General features: G+C 63.4%; 17 protein-coding genes. 5 read left to right on the plus strand and 12 right to left on the minus strand.

All coding sequences use genetic code 11. The features are described from left to right. Positions 1-62: 62 nt before the first annotated feature. The 7 genes from P7228_RS08515 to aroC all read right to left on the minus strand — a co-directional run bounded on the left by P7228_RS08515 (position 63) and on the right by aroC (position 8,098). Positions 63-608, minus strand: coding sequence for a cytochrome b (locus P7228_RS08515; protein ID WP_278014817.1), 546 nt, complete (start codon positions 606-608; stop codon positions 63-65). A 617-nt stretch (positions 609-1,225) separates the two neighbouring features. Continuing rightward, the gene (gene katG / locus P7228_RS08520) at positions 1,226-3,442 is read right to left on the minus strand and encodes a catalase/peroxidase HPI (RefSeq protein WP_278014818.1); all 2,217 of its coding nucleotides are present in this window, start codon (positions 3,440-3,442) and stop codon (positions 1,226-1,228) included. Between the two features lie 172 nt (positions 3,443-3,614). Next, complete coding sequence (gene ahpF, locus P7228_RS08525) at positions 3,615-5,204, minus strand: alkyl hydroperoxide reductase subunit F (protein WP_278014819.1); 1,590 nt, start codon at positions 5,202-5,204, stop codon at positions 3,615-3,617. Between the two features lie 173 nt (positions 5,205-5,377). Beyond that, positions 5,378-5,944: an alkyl hydroperoxide reductase subunit C gene (ahpC, locus tag P7228_RS08530; protein ID WP_278014820.1), complete on the minus strand. Its 567-nt coding sequence runs from the start codon at positions 5,942-5,944 to the stop codon at positions 5,378-5,380. Between the two features lie 212 nt (positions 5,945-6,156). Continuing rightward, positions 6,157-6,441: a PilZ domain-containing protein gene (locus P7228_RS08535; protein ID WP_278014821.1), complete on the minus strand. Its 285-nt coding sequence runs from the start codon at positions 6,439-6,441 to the stop codon at positions 6,157-6,159. Positions 6,442-6,539: 98 nt separating this feature from the next. Beyond that, positions 6,540-7,010, minus strand: a complete 471-nt coding sequence (locus P7228_RS08540; RefSeq protein WP_278014822.1) for a hypothetical protein — start codon at positions 7,008-7,010, stop codon at positions 6,540-6,542. 17 nt (positions 7,011-7,027) lie between these two features. After that, positions 7,028-8,098: a chorismate synthase gene (gene aroC, locus P7228_RS08545; RefSeq protein ID WP_278014823.1), complete on the minus strand. Its 1,071-nt coding sequence runs from the start codon at positions 8,096-8,098 to the stop codon at positions 7,028-7,030. A 292-nt stretch (positions 8,099-8,390) separates the two neighbouring features. On the opposite strand from aroC, the gene ruvA reads away from it, so the two are divergent. The 5 genes from ruvA to ruvB all read left to right on the plus strand — a co-directional run bounded on the left by ruvA (position 8,391) and on the right by ruvB (position 11,625). Continuing rightward, complete coding sequence (gene ruvA, locus P7228_RS08550) at positions 8,391-8,999, plus strand: Holliday junction branch migration protein RuvA (protein ID WP_278014824.1); 609 nt, start codon at positions 8,391-8,393, stop codon at positions 8,997-8,999. Positions 9,000-9,446: 447 nt separating this feature from the next. Further along, positions 9,447-9,602: a hypothetical protein gene (locus tag P7228_RS08555; RefSeq protein ID WP_347402828.1), complete on the plus strand. Its 156-nt coding sequence runs from the start codon at positions 9,447-9,449 to the stop codon at positions 9,600-9,602. A 4-nt stretch (positions 9,603-9,606) separates the two neighbouring features. Next, positions 9,607-10,038: a DoxX family protein gene (locus P7228_RS08560; protein ID WP_278014825.1), complete on the plus strand. Its 432-nt coding sequence runs from the start codon at positions 9,607-9,609 to the stop codon at positions 10,036-10,038. Further along, entirely contained in the window at positions 10,035-10,580 is a 546-nt protein-coding gene (locus P7228_RS08565) for a DsrE family protein (protein WP_347402829.1), read from the plus strand. The genes P7228_RS08560 and P7228_RS08565 overlap by 4 nt, the downstream gene beginning before the upstream one ends. A 1-nt stretch (position 10,581) precedes the next feature. Next, positions 10,582-11,625: a Holliday junction branch migration DNA helicase RuvB gene (ruvB, locus tag P7228_RS08570; protein WP_278014826.1), complete on the plus strand. Its 1,044-nt coding sequence runs from the start codon at positions 10,582-10,584 to the stop codon at positions 11,623-11,625. A 745-nt stretch (positions 11,626-12,370) separates the two neighbouring features. Here the strand turns inward: ruvB and P7228_RS08575 are convergent. The 5 genes from P7228_RS08575 to acnA all read right to left on the minus strand — a co-directional run bounded on the left by P7228_RS08575 (position 12,371) and on the right by acnA (position 17,109). Continuing rightward, positions 12,371-12,880, minus strand: a complete 510-nt coding sequence (locus P7228_RS08575; protein ID WP_278014827.1) for a hypothetical protein — start codon at positions 12,878-12,880, stop codon at positions 12,371-12,373. A 6-nt stretch (positions 12,881-12,886) separates the two neighbouring features. Then, complete coding sequence (locus tag P7228_RS08580; protein WP_278014828.1) at positions 12,887-13,267, minus strand: hypothetical protein; 381 nt, start codon at positions 13,265-13,267, stop codon at positions 12,887-12,889. A 161-nt stretch (positions 13,268-13,428) separates the two neighbouring features. Further along, positions 13,429-13,938, minus strand: a complete 510-nt coding sequence (locus tag P7228_RS08585; protein ID WP_278014829.1) for a rhodanese-like domain-containing protein — start codon at positions 13,936-13,938, stop codon at positions 13,429-13,431. 64 nt (positions 13,939-14,002) lie between these two features. Further along, the gene (locus P7228_RS08590; RefSeq protein ID WP_278014830.1) at positions 14,003-14,434 is read right to left on the minus strand and encodes a rhodanese-like domain-containing protein; all 432 of its coding nucleotides are present in this window, start codon (positions 14,432-14,434) and stop codon (positions 14,003-14,005) included. Next, positions 14,434-17,109, minus strand: a complete 2,676-nt coding sequence (gene acnA, locus P7228_RS08595; RefSeq protein WP_278014831.1) for an aconitate hydratase AcnA — start codon at positions 17,107-17,109, stop codon at positions 14,434-14,436. The genes P7228_RS08590 and acnA overlap by 1 nt, the downstream gene beginning before the upstream one ends. Positions 17,110-17,296 lie beyond the last annotated feature (187 nt).

Below are 17,296 nucleotides of genomic sequence, written 5' to 3' on the forward strand. Positions count from 1 at the left end.
ACGCTTTGGTGATCGAAAGGGTCGGTCCATTGGTGGCTCCTAACAGCGCCAACCAAGTGCGGCTAGAGCATCCTCTCGCGCACGAGGCGGTCGCGCAGAAGAAGCTCGTGCACCGCGGCTGCGCCGATATGCAATGTTAGCAGGCCACACAGGACGTAGAATCCCCATTCGTGGGCGTATCCGGCCAGCGAGCGCCAGAATTCGGCCACCGAAGAGGTGTCGACCAAAGGCAGCGGGAACAGGCCATAGAGCCGCACCATGCGCTGGTCCCACATCCACAAAGCATAACCGGTAATTGGCAGCAACAGAACCAGCACGTAGATCGCACCATGGACGCTTCCCGCAAGGAGCGCCTGCCAGACAGGAGTGCGCGCGGGAAGCGGTGGTGGTGGATGACCTAGCCGCCATGCGACCCGCAACAGCATCAGACCGAAGAGCGTAATCCCCAACTGGGCATGCGCGTCGAGATAATGCCACGATCGCGGCGGGCTTGCATCATCGGCTAACATTCCCAAGGCGATCTGGCACACTAAAAGTAATGCGATGATCCAGTGGAAACCGCGCGCAACGCCAGTATATCTGTGTCCCATGAGCACGATCTTGAACATTTCGATGCCTCCTGCAATCCGCATTCTTGCGCCGCTATTGGTTGTCGCATGTTCAGGGAGAGCGCCCGCTGCCGAAGACGGCGCTCGCGAGGATCTTTATGCCTGCGAAGGCTGCGAAGCGACGCTGGAAATGGCGGTCGAGGACATCTCTTGGACTGCACGAATCGGACCTGCACAGGAGCCGGGCGAACCGATGGTTTTGACCGGAACTGTCTTTCGCAGCGATGGTACAACGCCCGCTCCGGGAGTGATAATCTATGCCCACCAGACGGACGCTATCGATTCGAAACGATCAAGCCCGGCCCCTATCCTGCTATGACCATGCCCGCGCATATACACCTATATGTGCGCGAACCCGGGCGAAGGCCCTATTATGTCGATGACGTCGTGTTTGCGGGCGAAGTCCTCGTGGACGATTTCTATCGCGAGAGACAGGAGTTGCGCGGCGGAAGTGGGATTGTGACACTGGATCGTGACGCAGAAGGGCGATGGTTCGCCCGGCGGGACATTGTGCTAGAACGCCACCCCTGAAAAAGAAAACCCCCGACCTCCAGTGAACTGGCTGCCGGGGATTCCCTGCGACCCAAAGGGTCGAACCGGTTCAGGCCGATCGCTACTTAGCCACGGTATTTCGCCATGGCGATGTCTGCCCGGTCGGCATCCATCACCTTGGTCCAGGCCTTGACGAAGGTGTCGACGAACTTCTGCTCGCCCCCGCTTTCGGCGAATACTTCGGCGATTGCGCGGAGCTGCGAATTCGAACCGAACACGAGATCGGTGCGTGTCGCGGTCCACTTGTCGGCGCCGGTCTTGCGGCATCTGCCCTGGAATTCCTCGTCGCCGCTATCGTCGATCACCGACCACTCTGTGTCCATCGACAGCAGGTTGACGAAGAAGTCGTTGCTGAGCGTGCCCGGCCGATCGGTGAGTACGCCGATGCTGTTGCCATGCTTGGCATGTTTGCTGATCGCGCCAAGCGCGCGCATCCCGCCGACCAGTGCGGTCATCTCGGGGATCGAGAGGCCAAGCAGGTGTGCCTTGTCGACCAGCATGTCCTCCGTCTTCACGTCGGCCTTGGTCTTGAGGTAGTTGCGGAAGCCATCGGCAAACGGCTCGAGCGGCTCGAAGCTCTCCGCATCGGTCTGCTCCTGCGAGGCGTCGCCGCGCCCGGTGGTGACATCGACCGAAACGTCGAAACCGCCATCCTTCGCCGCCTTCTCGATCGCCGCCGCGCCTGCGAGCACGATGGCATCGGCCATCGACAACTCGCCGCGCAACTCGTCGAGCTTCGACAGGACGCGCGACAGTTCTTCCGGATCGTTCGCGGCCCAATCCTTCTGCGGGGCGAGCCGGACCCGGGCACCATTAGCACCGCCGCGATGGTCCGAATTGCGGAAGGTCGAGGCCGAGGCCCAGGCCGCCTTGACCAGTTCGCTGACCGACAGGCCGCTGCCGAGCACCTTGGACTTGAAGTCCGATACCGTGCCGGACGAAGGGGTCGAGCCTGCCGGTACCGGATCCTGCCAGATCAGGTCTTCTGACGGGACTTCGGGACCCATGTAGCGCACCTTGGGCCCCATATCGCGGTGGCACAGCTTGAACCATGCGCGGGCAAAGGCGTCGTCGAGCGCCGCCTGGTCGTCACGGAAGCGCTCGGAAATCTTGCGATATTCCGGATCGCGCTTCAGCGCCATGTCGGCGGTGGTCATCATGGTCGGGACCTTCTTGGACGGATCGCGCGCATCGGGCGCCATGTCCTCGGGGTCCGGATTGATCGGCTGCCACTGGTTCGCGCCCGCCGGGCTCTGGACGAGCTCGTATTCGTATTTGAACAGCAGGCGGAAGTAATCGTTGCCCCACTCGGTCGGGTTGGGCGTCCACGCCCCCTCGATGCCCGAGGTGGTGATGTGGCCTTTCTCGATCTCGTCCTTGTCGGTGAGCCAGCCGAAGCCCATCAGCGCCAGGTGCTCGCTTTCGGGCGCGCCGCCGAAACTATCGGCGGGCTTGGCGCCGTGCGCCTTGCCGAAGGCGTGGCCGCCCGCGGTTAGCGCGACGGTTTCCTCGTCGTTCATCGCCATGCGGCTGAAGGTCTCGCGCATGTCGCGCGCCATACCCTCGGCATCGTGCGGATTGCCGCCCGGACCTTCCGGATTGACGTAGATCAGGCCCATCTGGATCGCGGCGAGCGGGTTCTCCAGCGCCTTGCCCTCATCGGGACGGATGCGCGTGGCAACGCCCTCGTTGACCCATTGTTCTTCCGTTCCCCAGTAGACCGTTTCGGGTTCGTAGACGTCCTTGCGTCCACCGCCGAAGCCGAACACCGGGCCACCCATCGATTCGATCGCGACATTGCCGGTCAGGATGAAGAGGTCGGCCCAGCTGATGTGCTTGCCGTATTTCTGCTTGATCGGCCACAACAGGCGGCGAGCCTTGTCGAGATTGCCGTTGTCTGGCCAGGAGTTGAGCGGAGCGAAACGCTGCTGCCCGCTCGATGCGCCGCCGCGCCCGTCGCCGGTGCGATAGGTACCAGCGGCATGCCATGCCATGCGGATGAAGAACGGGCCGTAATGGCCATAGTCTGCCGGCCACCAGGCCTGGCTGTCTGTCATCAGCGCGGTGAGGTCGGCCTTGAGCGCATTGTAATCGAGCGCGTTGAAGGCCTCGCAATAGTCGAAGTCCTCGCCCAGCGGATCGGCGCTCTTGCCCGATTGCGTCAGGATGTCGAGTTGGAGCTGATCGGGCCACCAGTCACGATTGGTGCGTCCCAGCAGGCCGCGCATCGATCCGCCGTGTACGGGGCAGCCGCCGCTCATTTCGCCTGTCTTTGCGTCCATGGGAAATTCTCCTCTCACCAGATGGGGGGACTCGGACCACAGCCCAAGCCTTATGAGGGGAGAATGCGCCTTGCGCAGTAAGCTGTCTAATCGATTAATTTCTATTGATTGATTGAGAAACCCGATTTGAGCTCCGCCGCTTGCGGCAGGGCAATTTAGGTGCGGACGAGACTCAGGCGGCCTCCGCCACATCCTCTGTCGGCTGAGTCCGGATGAGATAGTCGAATGCCGAGAGGCCGGCCTTCGAACCCTCGCCCATCGCTACCACGATCTGCTTGTAGGGCACCGTGGTCACATCGCCTGCGCCGAAGATGCCCGGGAGATTGGTCCGACCCTCTCCGTCGGTGACGATCTCGCCATGCGCCGAAAGCTCGAGGCCGCTGCCTTGCAGCCACTCGGTGTTGGGAACGAGGCCGATCTGGACGAACACGCCGTCGAGCGCGATGCGGCGCTCCGCGCCGCTGTTGCGGTCCTTGAGGACGAGCCCGTTCATCCGGCCTTTGCTGCCGGTGATCTCGGTGGTCTGACCGCTCGTCACGATTTCGACATTGGGCAGGCTGCGCAGCTTGGCCTGCAGAACCTCGTCGGCCCGCAGCTTGGCGTCGTATTCGATCAGCGTGACGTGGCCGACGATCTTGGCAAGATCGATCGCCGCTTCGACGCCCGAATTGCCGCCGCCGATCACCGCAATGCGCTTGCCCTTGAACAGCGGACCGTCGCAGTGCGGGCAGTAGGCGACGCCCTTGTTGCGATATTCTGCCTCGCCGGGCACGCCGAGGTTGCGCCAGCGCGCACCGGTCGCGAGGATCAGGCTGCGAGACTTGAGGCTGGCGCCATTGGCGAGCCTGACCTCGTGCAAGCCGCCTTCCCGCTTCGCCGGTATGAGTTCGACGGCGCGGGCAAGGTTCATCAGGTCGATATCGTATTCGCCGACATGACGCTCGAGCTCGCCGGCCAGTTTCGGGCCTTCGGTATAGGGCGTGCCGGGCAGGTTCTCGATCCCGAGCGTATCGTGCAGCTGGCCGCCGAAACGTTCCGCCGCGATGCCGGTGCGGAAGCCCTTGCGCGCGGTGTAGATGGCGGTGGCAGCACCAGCGGGACCGCCGCCGACCACGAGGACCTCGAACGGATCCCTGGCGGAGAGCTTTTCGGCCGCCCTGGCATCGGCATTGGTGTCGAGCCGACTAAGGATCTCCGCGAGTTCCATCTTGCCGTTGTAGAAAGGCTGGCCGTTGAGGAACGTCGCAGGGACGGCCATGACGCCGCGGGCATCGAACTCGTCCTGGAATGTTCCACCCTCGATCAGCGTCGCGGTGATGCGCGGGTTCTCGAGCGCCATCAGCGTCAGCGCCTGCACCACGTCGGGGCAATTGTGGCACGAGAGCGAGAAGTACATCTCGAAATGGAAGTCGCCGTCCAGCGCGCGGACCTGCTCGATCAGGTCGGCATCGACCTTGGGAGGGTGGCCGCCCGCCCACAGCAGCGCGAGCACGAGGCTGGTGAATTCGTGGCCCATTGGCAGGCCCGCAAAACGCACCCACTTTTCCGCATCGCTGGCCCGGCGAATGACGAAGCTGGGCGTGCGATCATCGGTTCCGTCGAAGGTCGCACTGACCATGTCGTGCAGCGCGGCGATCTCTTCCAGCAGTTCGCGCGTCTGGCGCGATTTCTCGCCATCGCCGAGCGAGGCGACGAGTTCGACCGGCTCGCGCAGATTGGCGAGATAGGTCTTGAGCTGCGCTTTCATCGTATCGTCGAGCATGGATGGACTCCGGGCGGCGTGCGGGAACGGGGTTTCGGCGATGCGGCGGAGGCAAAAGGCCCGGGGCGGGGGGGGAGGGAGAGATGCCCCGGGCCTTCCAGCGACCCGAGAAGAGCTCGGGCTCTTGAGGTCGGCGCCACTATCGACGCCGACCTGAACTCAGCCTGTCAGGCTCAGATCTTGCCGACGAGATCCAGCGAAGGGGCGAGGGTTTCTTCGCCCTCTTCCCATGCAGCCGGGCAGACCTGGCCAGGGTTGTTGCGCACGTACTGGGCGGCGCGGATCTTGCGGACCAGCTCGTTGGCATTGCGGCCGACGCCTTCGCAGGTCTGCTCGACCAGCTGGATCACGCCCTCGGGATCGACCACGAAGGTGGCGCGATCGGCGAGGCCCACGCCTTCACGCAGCACGTCGAAATTGCGCGCGAGCTGGTGGTTCTGATCACCGAGGAAGGGGAAGTTCAGCTTGCCGATCTTCTCCGAAGTGTCGTGCCAGGCCTTGTGGCTGAAGTGGGTGTCGGTCGACACGCCGTAGACTTCGACGTCGAGCTTCTGGAGCATCTCGTAATGTTCGCCCAGGTCTTCGAGCTCGGTCGGGCAGACGAAGGTGAAGTCGGCCGGATAGAAGAAGAAGACCGCCCACTTGCCCTTCACGTCCTCGTCCGTGACGTCGAAGAAGTCCTTGCCGGCCTGGAATGCGGTGGCCTTGAACGGCTTGATGGTTGAACCGATGATACCCATGGATTTGTCCCTCTTGTCTGTATGTTCGGGTTGAAACTCACGGGTTCAGATAGGCATTGCTGCGACGCACAAAAGCGATTTTGAGCGATGACTGCGATTGAAATTTTCGATCAAGCAAGAGTTAGTTTCGAAAAGCGCAACGAAACGCGCCGTCGCTTGCAAATTGGTCAACTGAGGCGGGGATAAGCCCGGGTTCTGACCCGAAATCTTGCCTAGCCGATCACTGCCGCGACGCGATCGACCTGCTCGGCCGAGATCTGGCGGTGGAATGCGACTCCGCATTCCTGCTGCGCCAGCCACACGATCTCACCGCTGGCGATGGTTTCTCCGGACATCTCGATGACGACTGTCGAGCCGACGCCCACGCGATCGGTGTCGACCTCGATCTTGCACCCGGTACGCGAAATATCGACCATCGTTGCCGCCAGGTCCGAACCCGGAAGCGAGACGACAATCGCTCGGCTCGTGGCGAGCCGCTCATCCTTGCGAGTCCTCAAGCGCTTTCTCCCGAAGCTTTGAGAACATTATCACACGCTGGAGCGCGCGATAGGCGGCGAGGAAAGAATTTACATGTGGGGCGGTGCCGGCCGGCGCCTCAGTCGGGTGGGGTCGCCTGGGCTCCGCTCACGCTGAGCCCGTAGAGCGCGGAGCATACAACCACCAGCGGCAGATTGATCACCGAGCCCGGGGCGGTTGAGACGGTTTCGACCACCCGTGTATGGCCGATCGCCATGCGACCCGCATATTCGACCACCAGCAGCAGGTAGAACAGGGGGATCAATGCGCGATAGCGCAGGATTGCCAGCCAATAGAGCGCCGCGATGATCGTCTGCGACAGGCCCCACAGGCTGAAGATGCCGATCACCGTCCCGGCGGCGCCCGTCGAATAGCTGGCCAGCGGGATGGTGGCGATGCTCTGCGCCCCGCCGTCGGGTGCCGCGAGATGGATCAGGCTGCGCATGGTGGTGGCCACCGCGATCAGCACGAAAGCGTAGAAGGCGATTGGCGTGCCCGGAAAATGATTGTCGAACCGGGCGGGAAAGGTGCGTCGCAGGAATTCCGGCATGATCCCGCGCTAGCTCCTTAGCCCTGCTGTGCCCGGTGCAGCAGCTTGTGATCCGCCAGCACCAGCGCCATCATCGCGGCGACGACCGGTGTGCCGCGGATGCCGACACAGGGGTCGTGGCGGCCCTTGGTGCGGATCTGGGTCGCCTCGCCATCAGCGGTGATCGTGTCGACCGGCGTCAGGATCGAACTGGTCGGCTTGAAGGCAACGCGGCACACCACCGGCTGTCCGGTCGAGATGCCGCCCGCAATTCCGCCCGCGTGGTTGGCGTCGAATTCGGGCGAACCGCTTTCGCCCGGGCGCATCGGGTCGGCGTTCTGTTCGCCGGTCAGTCGTGCGGCATCGAAGCCGTCACCGATCTCGACGCCCTTGACCGCGTTGATCCCCATCATCGCCGCGGCAAGATCGGCGCTCAGCTTGGCGTAGATCGGCGCGCCCCAACCGGCTGGTACACCCTCGGCCACGCATTCGACCACTGCGCCGAGCGAGGAACCGTTCTTGCGCGCCTCGTCGACCTTTTCCTCCCAGCGCTTGGCCGCCCAGCTGTCGGGGCAAAAGAAGGGGTTCTGGTCGATCTGGTCGAAATCGATCACGCTGCGGTCGATCGCGTCGCCGCCCAGTTCGCAGACATAGGCGGTGATCTTCACTTCGGGGATGATCAGCCGTGCGACCGCTCCCGCTGCCACCCGCGCCGCGGTTTCGCGCGCGCTCGACCGGCCGCCCCCGCGATAGTCGCGGATGCCGTATTTGGCGTCATAGGCGTAGTCGGCATGGCCGGGGCGATAGGCCTTGGCGATCTCCGAATAATCCTTGCTGCGTTGATCGGTGTTCTCGATCATCAGACTGATCGGCGTGCCGGTGGTCTGGCCTTCGAAGGTTCCCGAGAGAATCTTCACCAGGTCTTCCTCGCGCCGCTGCGTGGTGAAGCGGTTCTGCCCCGGCTTGCGCGCATCGAGGAAGGGCTGGATGTCGGCTTCGGACAAGGCGATCTGCGAAGGGCAACCGTCGACCACCGCGCCGAGCGCAGGGCCGTGGCTTTCCCCCCAGGTAGTGAAGCGCAAGACGCGTCCGAAGGTGTTCCAACTCATGCGCGCTGTCTTAGCGGATCATCCGGTCGTGTCGAGCAAACCAAACTTTTCCTACTTCAAGCGCGCGTGGCACAAGCGCGCCATGCCTCCATTCTCGCGCACCTTTCGGCCTGCTTCACTGTGGTGTTTCGCGCGCCAGGATTTCAACATCAGGACCGTGTTCCATGTGTTCCATCCATTCAGACTTGTGGATGGCAGGCTGAACATGGGTGTTTGGACTGGCGCATTCCCAAGCCATGCGGCAAGAACAAACCGCGCTCAAGCAGCGAAGCGATAGCGCAGAAAGTGGCTCATGATTGCAAAACTATCCGGGCGGCTCGACGAAGTGGGCGAGGATTGGGCGATCGTCGACGTGCAGGGCGTGGGCTATCTTGTCCATTGCTCGACCAAGACCCTCACCGCACTGGGCGAGGTCGGCGAGGGATGCACCGTGCATACCGACCTGCAGGTTTCCGAGAACGACATGCGGCTGCTGGGCTTCGCCGAAGCGGGCGAGCGCGACTGGTTCCGCATGCTGACGCTGGTGCAGGGGGTGGGGAGCAAGGTTGCGTTGGCGATCCTTTCGGCCCTGTCGACCGGCGAGCTGCGCGATGCCTGTGCTGGCGGCGATGCGGCCATGGTCGCGCGGGCGCAAGGCGTCGGGCCGAAATTGGCGGGGCGGATCGTCAACGAATTGAAGGACAAGGCCGGGGCGCTGCCGGGAGGCGGCACTACTGGCGTAGCTGTTACCGGTATCTCTCCTGCAGGAGGGGCGAGCGCCGATGCTGTCTCCGCGCTCGAGAACCTCGGCTTCAAGCCGGCGGTGGCGGCGCAGGCTGTCGCGCGAGCGCAAGGCGAGCTGGGCGAGGATGCAAGCGAAAGCGATTTGATCCGCGTGGCGCTGAAAAGGGCAGCGGGGTGAGGAGGGTCGCAACTCTGGCTTTGGCGCTCGGGGCTATTTTCGCTGCAAGTCCGGCCGCCGCTTGCGGGCAGAATCCCGTTCCGAATGCCATCGTCTTTGCCAATCCGCCGTCGACCAGGCCACCCGGCTCAGTCTTGCTCAAGGTCGAGCAGATTCGAGCAATTCCGCGATCGCATGCAGCTGTCTATCGCGTGGATGATGGCCCCGATTCGATGGTGGGAAGGCTATATCGGATCGCTCCGGACAATCTCTCGTCTTGCACTGGATGGGGTCGGAATAGTGGCTACGTCGCGGTGTTCACGAAGCCGCGGGGCGAAGGATCGGAAAAGTTTCTGGCAGCCGTGACCTACGAGCGGTCATGGGGCGACTACTTCTTCTCCCTGTTGGGCTGGGAACCCTATAGGAGCGCGGGAGGCAGGGCGGTTGAATTGCGGTTGGAGATCAGTGTTGCTGAAGGCTAGAACGACCACTTTCATTGGTGCAATTGGCCTGCTGGCAAGCCCTGCGGCGGCGCAGGCTGTCGCGCGGGCGCAAGGCGAACTGGGCGAGGACGCGAGTGAAAGCGAATTGATCCGCGTGGCATTGAAAAGGGCTGCGGGGTGATTCGATGAAAGAATGGTTGAATCCGAATGTACCGGTGGGCGCACAGGATCTGACGCTGGCGGCATTGCGAGTTTTGACTGGTTCGTTCCTGATCTACGGCACATGGGACAACATCGTCAGTCCGGCGCGGATGCAGGAATTCGTCGACTTCCTGACGGCATTCGGATTTCCCGAGCCCCAACTGCTCGCCCCGCTCTCGGTGTGGGTGCAATTCATCTCCGGAGTCCTGCTGGTCTTGGGACTGTTTACCCGTTGGGCAGGGGTGCTGGTGTTCGCCAACTTCGTGGTCGCCGTGGTCATGGTACACTGGGCGGAGGATTTTCGCGGCTGGTGGCCTGCTATAGTGCTGGTCTTTCTCGGTGCGCATTTCGCGGCGGCGGGCGCAGGCCCCTTTGGCATGGACCGGTTCCTGCCCAATCGGAAAGAGGGTGGATGATGAAGCTGTTGCTTAGGCTGATCTTTCTGGCGCTGCTGGCAAGCCCTGCGGCGGCGCAGGACATGTCCGCATTCAAGACCGGGCCGGTGTTCGAAAGCTTCGGCCCGCATGCGCCGGTGGAGGGGATCGGCGAGGTTCCCGCCGACACCGGGTTCGCCCATGCGTTCGACGTGTCCAAGCCGGGCGAGGAGGGCGCGCGCAATCGGGGATTCGAGAGCGCGGCACGCTTCATCAACATGCATGCGGCGGCGGGCGTCGATCCGGACAATATCCGCGTCGCTGTCGTGGTGCACGGCAAGGCCACTCTCGACCTGTTGTCGGCGGAGGGCTGGGCGGCGCATGAGCTTGCCGGCGAGAACCCCAGCGCCGCGATGATCCGCGAGATGCTGGACGAGGGGGTGCGCTTCATCCTCTGTGGGCAAAGCGCGGCAGCCTATGGCGTCAGCAGTGACCAACTGATCCCCGGCGTCGAAATGGGGCTGTCGGCGATGACCGCCCATGCGCTGCTGCAACAGCGCGGCTACACGGTGAATCCGTTCTAGAATGACCGACCCCATCCCCCTCCATTCGCCCGAGCGGCAGGCCGACGACCCCGATGCCGCGCTGCGGCCGAAGAGCCTCGCCGAGTTCATCGGGCAGGAGGCGGCGCGCGATAACCTCCGGGTGTTCATCGACAGCGCCCGTTCGCGCGGAGAGGCGATGGACCACACGCTGTTCTTCGGCCCGCCCGGTCTCGGCAAGACCACGCTTGCGCAGATCATCTCGAAGGAACTGGGCGTCGGCTTTCGCGCCACCAGCGGCCCGGTGATCGCCAAGGCGGGCGACCTCGCTGCGCTGCTCACAAATCTCGAGCCGCACGACGTGCTGTTCATCGACGAGATCCACCGCCTCAATCCGGTGGTCGAGGAGATCCTCTACCCCGCGATGGAGGACCGGGCGCTCGACATCATCATCGGCGAAGGGCCGGCAGCACGCAGCGTGCGGATCGACCTGCCGCCCTTCACTTTGATCGGCGCGACCACGCGCCAGGGCCTGCTGACGACGCCGCTGCGCGACCGCTTCGGCATTCCGGTGCGGCTCAACTTCTACAGCCATGACGAGCTCGAGCTGGTGGTCACCCGCGGCGCGCGGCTGCTGGGTATGCAGATCGATTCTGCGGGCGCGCGGGAGATTGCGCGCCGCTCGCGCGGGACGCCGCGAGTCGCGGGGCGGCTGCTGCGCAGGGTGCGCGACTTCGTCCATGTCGCTGGCCAGGACACGGTCACGCGCGCGCTGGCCGACGATGCCCTGACCCGGCTGGAGATCGACTCGCTCGGTCTCGATGCGATGGATCGGCGGTATCTTCACATGATTGCAGGTACTTACAAGGGCGGCCCGGTTGGGGTCGAAACCCTCGCCGCGGGCCTCGCCGAACCCCGCGATACCGTCGAGGAAGTGATCGAGCCGTACCTCATCCAGCTGGGGCTGTTGGCGCGCACGGCACGGGGCCGGATGCTCAACGATGCCGGGTGGGAACACCTCGAAATGGCGCCTCCGACCAACTCGAACGGAACGTCGCAAAGCAATTTGTTCGATGGAAATCCTTAAAATTCGAGCAATAATTAGCTGAATTTCGGTTCCAATACGGGACAACTCGCCCCGAACCCGCGCGATTCCGCCAAAAATTCGTCAGCCGAACCGCCTAATCGTAGTTAACGCGATTGCGATGGCGGTACTCACCTGCGTCAACTGCATGGGAAGGAATAGGCGCTAGGCCGGAACCGCCGGTCTGACGCATTCCGCGAAGCAAGTGAGAGTATTTGTCCATGTCGGTTAAACTGCTCGCAGCAAAGCTGTCCGCAACCGCAGCAGGCGTCGCCCTGCTAGCAGGCGGTGCCGTGCACGTGGCCGAGGATCCGGCGACGGCCAATCCCGCCTATGCCAGCGAGATCAAGGGCAAGCCCGTCCCGATCAAGCAGGTCCCGATCAAGTACATCAAGCAGCGTGAGCGCGAGATCCCGCAGCCGATCAAGCGCAAGCGCCGGGTGGCCAACCGCGTGGTCGAATGCGCACCGCTCGATGGCGGTGCCGCGCGCAGCGTCGAGTCGCGTGGCGAGATCGTCGAAACCTACACCAATGCCGAGGAATGCCCGCCGATCGTTCGGGCGCGGATGATCCCGGCTGCACTTCCCCCGCTCCCGCCTGTCGTTGGCGGTGGTGGCGGCGGCCCCGTTGTCTATGGCGGCAGCGGTTTCGGTGGCGGCTTCGGCGGCGGCTTCTTCGGCGGCTTCTTCGGCGGCGGATCGTCGGGCGGCAGCGTTTCGGTGAGCACCACCACCTCGACTTCGGGTGGTCAGGAGCAGGGCCAGGATATCATCATCGATATCGACAACTCGACTTCGACCACCTCGTCGAGCGGCCAGGTGTCGAGCACCAGCTCGACCGGCAGCATCACTTCGTCGACGGGGCAGGTATCGACCTCGACCTCCACCGGCCAGGTCTCGACTTCGACCGGCGGCGTTTCGACCTCGACCTCGAGCACCACCGGCGCAGTGAGCACTTCGACCGGCGCGATTTCGAGCACCAGCAGCACGACGTCGGGCAATGTTTCCAGCTCGACCGGCCAGGTGTCGACTTCGACCGGCTCGGTATCGAGCAGCTCGGGTAACGTTTCGACCTCCACCGGTTCGGTTTCGAGCAGTTCGGGCAACGTCTCGACCTCGACCGGTTCGGTCTCGAGCACGACCGGTAGCATCTCGAGCTCGTCGTCCTCGTCTTCCTCCTCGTCGTCGAGCTCGTCCTCGAGCAGCTCCAGCAGTTCGTCCTCGTCCAGCTCGGGCGGTTCGAGCGGCAAGCCTGGCAAGCCGGGTCACGGATCCTCGACCAGCGGTGGTTCGTCGAGCGGATCGTCCAGCTCTTCCTCGTCGAGCAGCTCGAGCGGATCGTCCTCGAGCTCGGGCGGCACCAGCACAGGCGGTAGTTCTTCGGGATCGTCGAGCGGGTCTTCCAGCTCGTCGTCCTCCTCCTCCAGCTCCTCGTCTTCGTCGAGCTCGGGCGGCAGCACATCGGGCATGTCGACCAGCGGCAGCAGCACCGGCGTGATCACCAGCAGCACCGGTTCTTCGTCTTCTTCGTCGAGCAGCAGTTCATCGAGCAGCAGTTCGTCGAGCAGTAGTTCTTCGTCTTCGTCGAGCTCTTCCAGTTCCTCGAGCAGCAGCTCGAGTTCGAGCACCAGTTCTTCGAGCGGCACCGATGTACCGGCTCCGCCGATGACCCTCTTGTTCGGTGCGGCGGCCGCTGCGATCCTTGGCCGTCGCAAGTTCAAGATCCGCAAGGGGGCGTGAACCGACCCCCTGACGGAACTTCAAAACTGGTCCGGGCGGTATCTCTTACGGGATACCGCCCGTTCTTTTATCCGCGCGGGGAGCCGGTAACCCAGGGCACCTGGCTGATCGCCACGACATCGGCGAGTTCCCAGACATTGGTGTAGCCATAGCCGTGCAGGTTGATGAAGGTCGGGATATTGAGCGCCAATGGCGCGCGCTTCGACGTGACCGGGGCGACATTGTCCGAGAAGTTGTTGTTGCAATAGATGAAGATCGGTCGGTCTGCATCCTGACCAATTACCTGGGCCAGCTTGTCGTCGGTGAAGTCGGAAAACGGCAGGTTCACCGCCCCTTCCAAATGCCCGGCCTCGAACGCAGCAGCGCTGCGCGTATCGAGAAGTATCGCGCCATCTGCACGCGCTCGGGCGAGAAATTCGGCCAACGGCAACCGATGTTGCGCGCGAACCTCGCCCAATTCACTCGTGAGCTCGAGAAAGCCCTGATAATCTATCTGCGGATTTGTCTCTTGCTCCGCCGCGGGCAACGCCGCCGAGGCGAGGGCGATGGCGGCAGCAAGTAAGGTCTGGTGAAACATGGCGCTTCCTCCCCAGTCATGCGGGAAGGATAGGTCGCGAACATGGATGGGCGCTGAATTCGGGTCAGTCCTGGACGATCGGGTGCCCTGCGTCGGCCCAGGCCGTGATCCCCCCTTCGAGGTGCCGGGCCGGTTTGCCCGTATGCTCGGCGAGGCGCTGCGCGGCGAACTCGCTGCGGCGTCCGGAGCGGCAGTAGAGTACAACTTCGCGCCCATCCGACAGATCGAGCCTGGCCGGATCGAAATCGTCGAGCACGACGTGTTCGGCACCGGGGATCACGCCCCCGGCAACTTCCTCGTCGGTTCGCACATCGACCAGTCGGATACCGCCATCCTCTAGCAAGGTCTGCAGTTGCATGGCGTCGATGGTCGAAACCGTCGGCGCGGCCTCGACGATGGGGGCGGCACTATCTGCGCTATCGGCCGCCTCGCTGGCATCGCAGGCGGCGAGCGCGAGGCTCACCGCCGCGATTGCAAGGCCTGCCGCGCCTCGCATCAATCTGCTGCGAGCTTGCGCAGCACGTAATGCAGGATGCCGCCGTTGTTGTAGTATTCGAGCTCGTTGGCGGTATCGATCCGGCACTGCGCGACGAAGCTGAAGCTGGTGCCATCGGCGCGGGTCACTTCGACCTCGACATCCTGTTGCGGCTTCAGGTCTGCGAGGCCCCTGATGGTGAAGCTGTCGTCACCCTTGAGGCCCAGCGTCTCGCGCGTGTCGCCGCCCTTGAACTGGAGCGGGAGCACGCCCATCCCGACCAGGTTCGAGCGGTGGATGCGCTCGAAGCTTTCGACGATGACCGCGCGGACACCCAGCAGGATCGTGCCCTTGGCCGCCCAGTCGCGCGACGAGCCGGTGCCGTATTCCTTGCCGCCGATCACGACCAGTGGCGTACCGTCGGCCTTGTGCTTCATGGCAGCGTCGTAAATTGCCATCTGCTCGCCGTTGTAGGTGGTGTAGCCACCCTCGACGCCCGGGACCATTTCGTTCTTGATCCGGATATTGGCAAAGGTGCCGCGCATCATCACTTCGTGGTTGCCGCGGCGCGAGCCGTAGGAGTTGAAGTCCGCCTTCGAAACCTGGTTCGACTGGAGGTACTCGCCGGCCGGCGAATCCGCCTTGATCGAACCGGCGGGCGAGATGTGGTCGGTGGTGACACTGTCACCCAGGATCGCCAGCGGTTTGGCATCGTTGATGTCGGTCACCGGAGCCGGGGTCATGTCCATGCCCTCGAAATAGGGCGGGTTGGCGACATAGGTCGAACCCGGGCGCCACTGATAGGTGTCCGAAGCTTCGACATTGATGGCCTGCCAGTGCTCGTCGCCCTTGTAGACGTCGGCATAGCGGCTTTCGAACATCTCGCGGTCGATCGAGCTGGCACGCAGTTCCGCGACCTCGAGATTGCTCGGCCAGACGTCCCTGAGGAAGACGTCGTTGCCATCCTGGTCCTGGCCCAGCGGCGTGGTGGTGATGTCTTCGGTAACGGTGCCCTTCAGCGCATAGGCCACCACCAGCGGCGGCGAGGCGAGGAAGTTGGCGCGCACGTCGGGCGAGACGCGGCCTTCGAAATTGCGGTTGCCTGACAACACGCTGGCGGCGACGATATCGTTGCCATTGATCGCCTTGCTGATCGGCGGGGCGAGCGGGCCGGAGTTGCCGATGCAGGTAGTGCAGCCATAGCCGACGAGGTCGAAACCGATTGCGTCTAGGTGATCCTGCAGGCCAGCCTTGATCAGGTAATCGGTGACCACCTGCGATCCCGGTGCGAGCGAGGTTTTGACCCAGGGTTTCGGCTTGAGACCCTTCTCGACTGCCTTTTTCGCGACCAGTCCGGCAGCGATCAGTACATCGGGGTTCGAGGTATTGGTGCAGCTGGTGATCGCGGCGATTACCACATCGCCATCGCCGATATCGTGGTCCTTGCCCTCGACTTCGACGCGCGCGGGTGCATCCTTCTTGTACACGGTCTTGAGGTCGCCGTTGAAGAGCTCATCGACCTCGGGAAGGATCACCTTGTCCTGCGGGCGCTTGGGGCCGGCGAGGCTGGGCACAACCGCTGCCATGTCGAGCGACAGCGTGTTGGTGAAGACCGGCTCGTTGGCCGGATCGAACCACATGCCCTGTTCCTTCGAATAGGCTTCGACGAGGGCGATCTGCTTCTCGCTGCGGCCGGTCAGACGCAGGTAGTCGAGCGTCTTGTCATCGACCCCGAAGAAGCCGCAGGTCGCGCCATATTCTGGTGCCATGTTGGCGATCGTGGCGCGGTCCGCGAGGCTCAGGTTCGACACGCCCGGACCGTAGAACTCGACGAAGCGGCCGACGACGCCGACTTCGCGCAGCATCTGCACACAGGTCAGCACGAGGTCGGTCGCGGTCACACCCTCGGCAAGCTTGCCTTCGAGCTGGAAACCCACGACTTCGGGGATCAGCATCGAGACCGGCTGGCCGAGCATGGCGGCTTCCGCCTCGATCCCGCCGACGCCCCAACCGAGCACGCCAAGGCCGTTGATCATGGTGGTGTGGCTGTCGGTGCCGACGCAGGTGTCAGGGTAGGCGACCGTCGCGCCGCTTGCATCCTGGCTCGACCACACACCCTTGCCGATGTGTTCGAGATTGACCTGGTGGCAGATGCCTGTGCCGGGAGGCACTGCGCTGAAGTTCTGGAAGCTCTTCGAACCCCATTTGAGGAAGTCGTAGCGCTCCGCATTGCGCGCATATTCGAGCTCGACGTTCTTTTCGAAGGCCTTGGGGTGGCCAAACTCGTCGACCATGACCGAGTGATCGATCACGAGGTTCACCGGAACCTGCGGATTGATCTTGGCGGTATCGCCGCCAAGCTTGGCAATCGCATCGCGCATTGCGGCAAGGTCGACCACGCAGGGCACGCCGGTGAAATCCTGCAGCAGCACGCGCGCAGGGCGATACTGGATTTCCTTGCCCGTCTTCGGGTCCTTCTGCCAGTCGGCGATCGCCTGGATGTCGTCGGTCGAAACGGTGAAGCCCCCGTCTTCGAACCGCAGCAGGTTCTCAAGCAGCACCTTGAGCGAAGTCGGCAGGCGCGAGACGTCGCCAATGGTCTCGGAAGCCTTGGCGAAGGAGTAGTAGGCGTATTCCTTGCCGTTCACATTGAGGTTGGAGCGAGTACCGAGCGTGTCCTTGCCGACCTGAGTCATGGGCGCGTGTCATCCTTTCATGGGTTGTCTGGCCCCCTGGGGAGGAAAACAGGAAGCGAAACTTGCCGCGGCACCTGCTCTTTCAGGCGCGCGAGGTCAAGGGGAGGATAGTAGGGGGTCCGTTTTACAACGCTTTACCCCATCTCTTCGCCGATCGTGTTACAAACCTGCATCCGAAGCCCGGAAC

The organism is Altererythrobacter sp. CAU 1644 (genome assembly GCF_029623755.1).
GTDB classification, from domain to species: domain Bacteria; phylum Pseudomonadota; class Alphaproteobacteria; order Sphingomonadales; family Sphingomonadaceae; genus Erythrobacter; species Erythrobacter arenosus.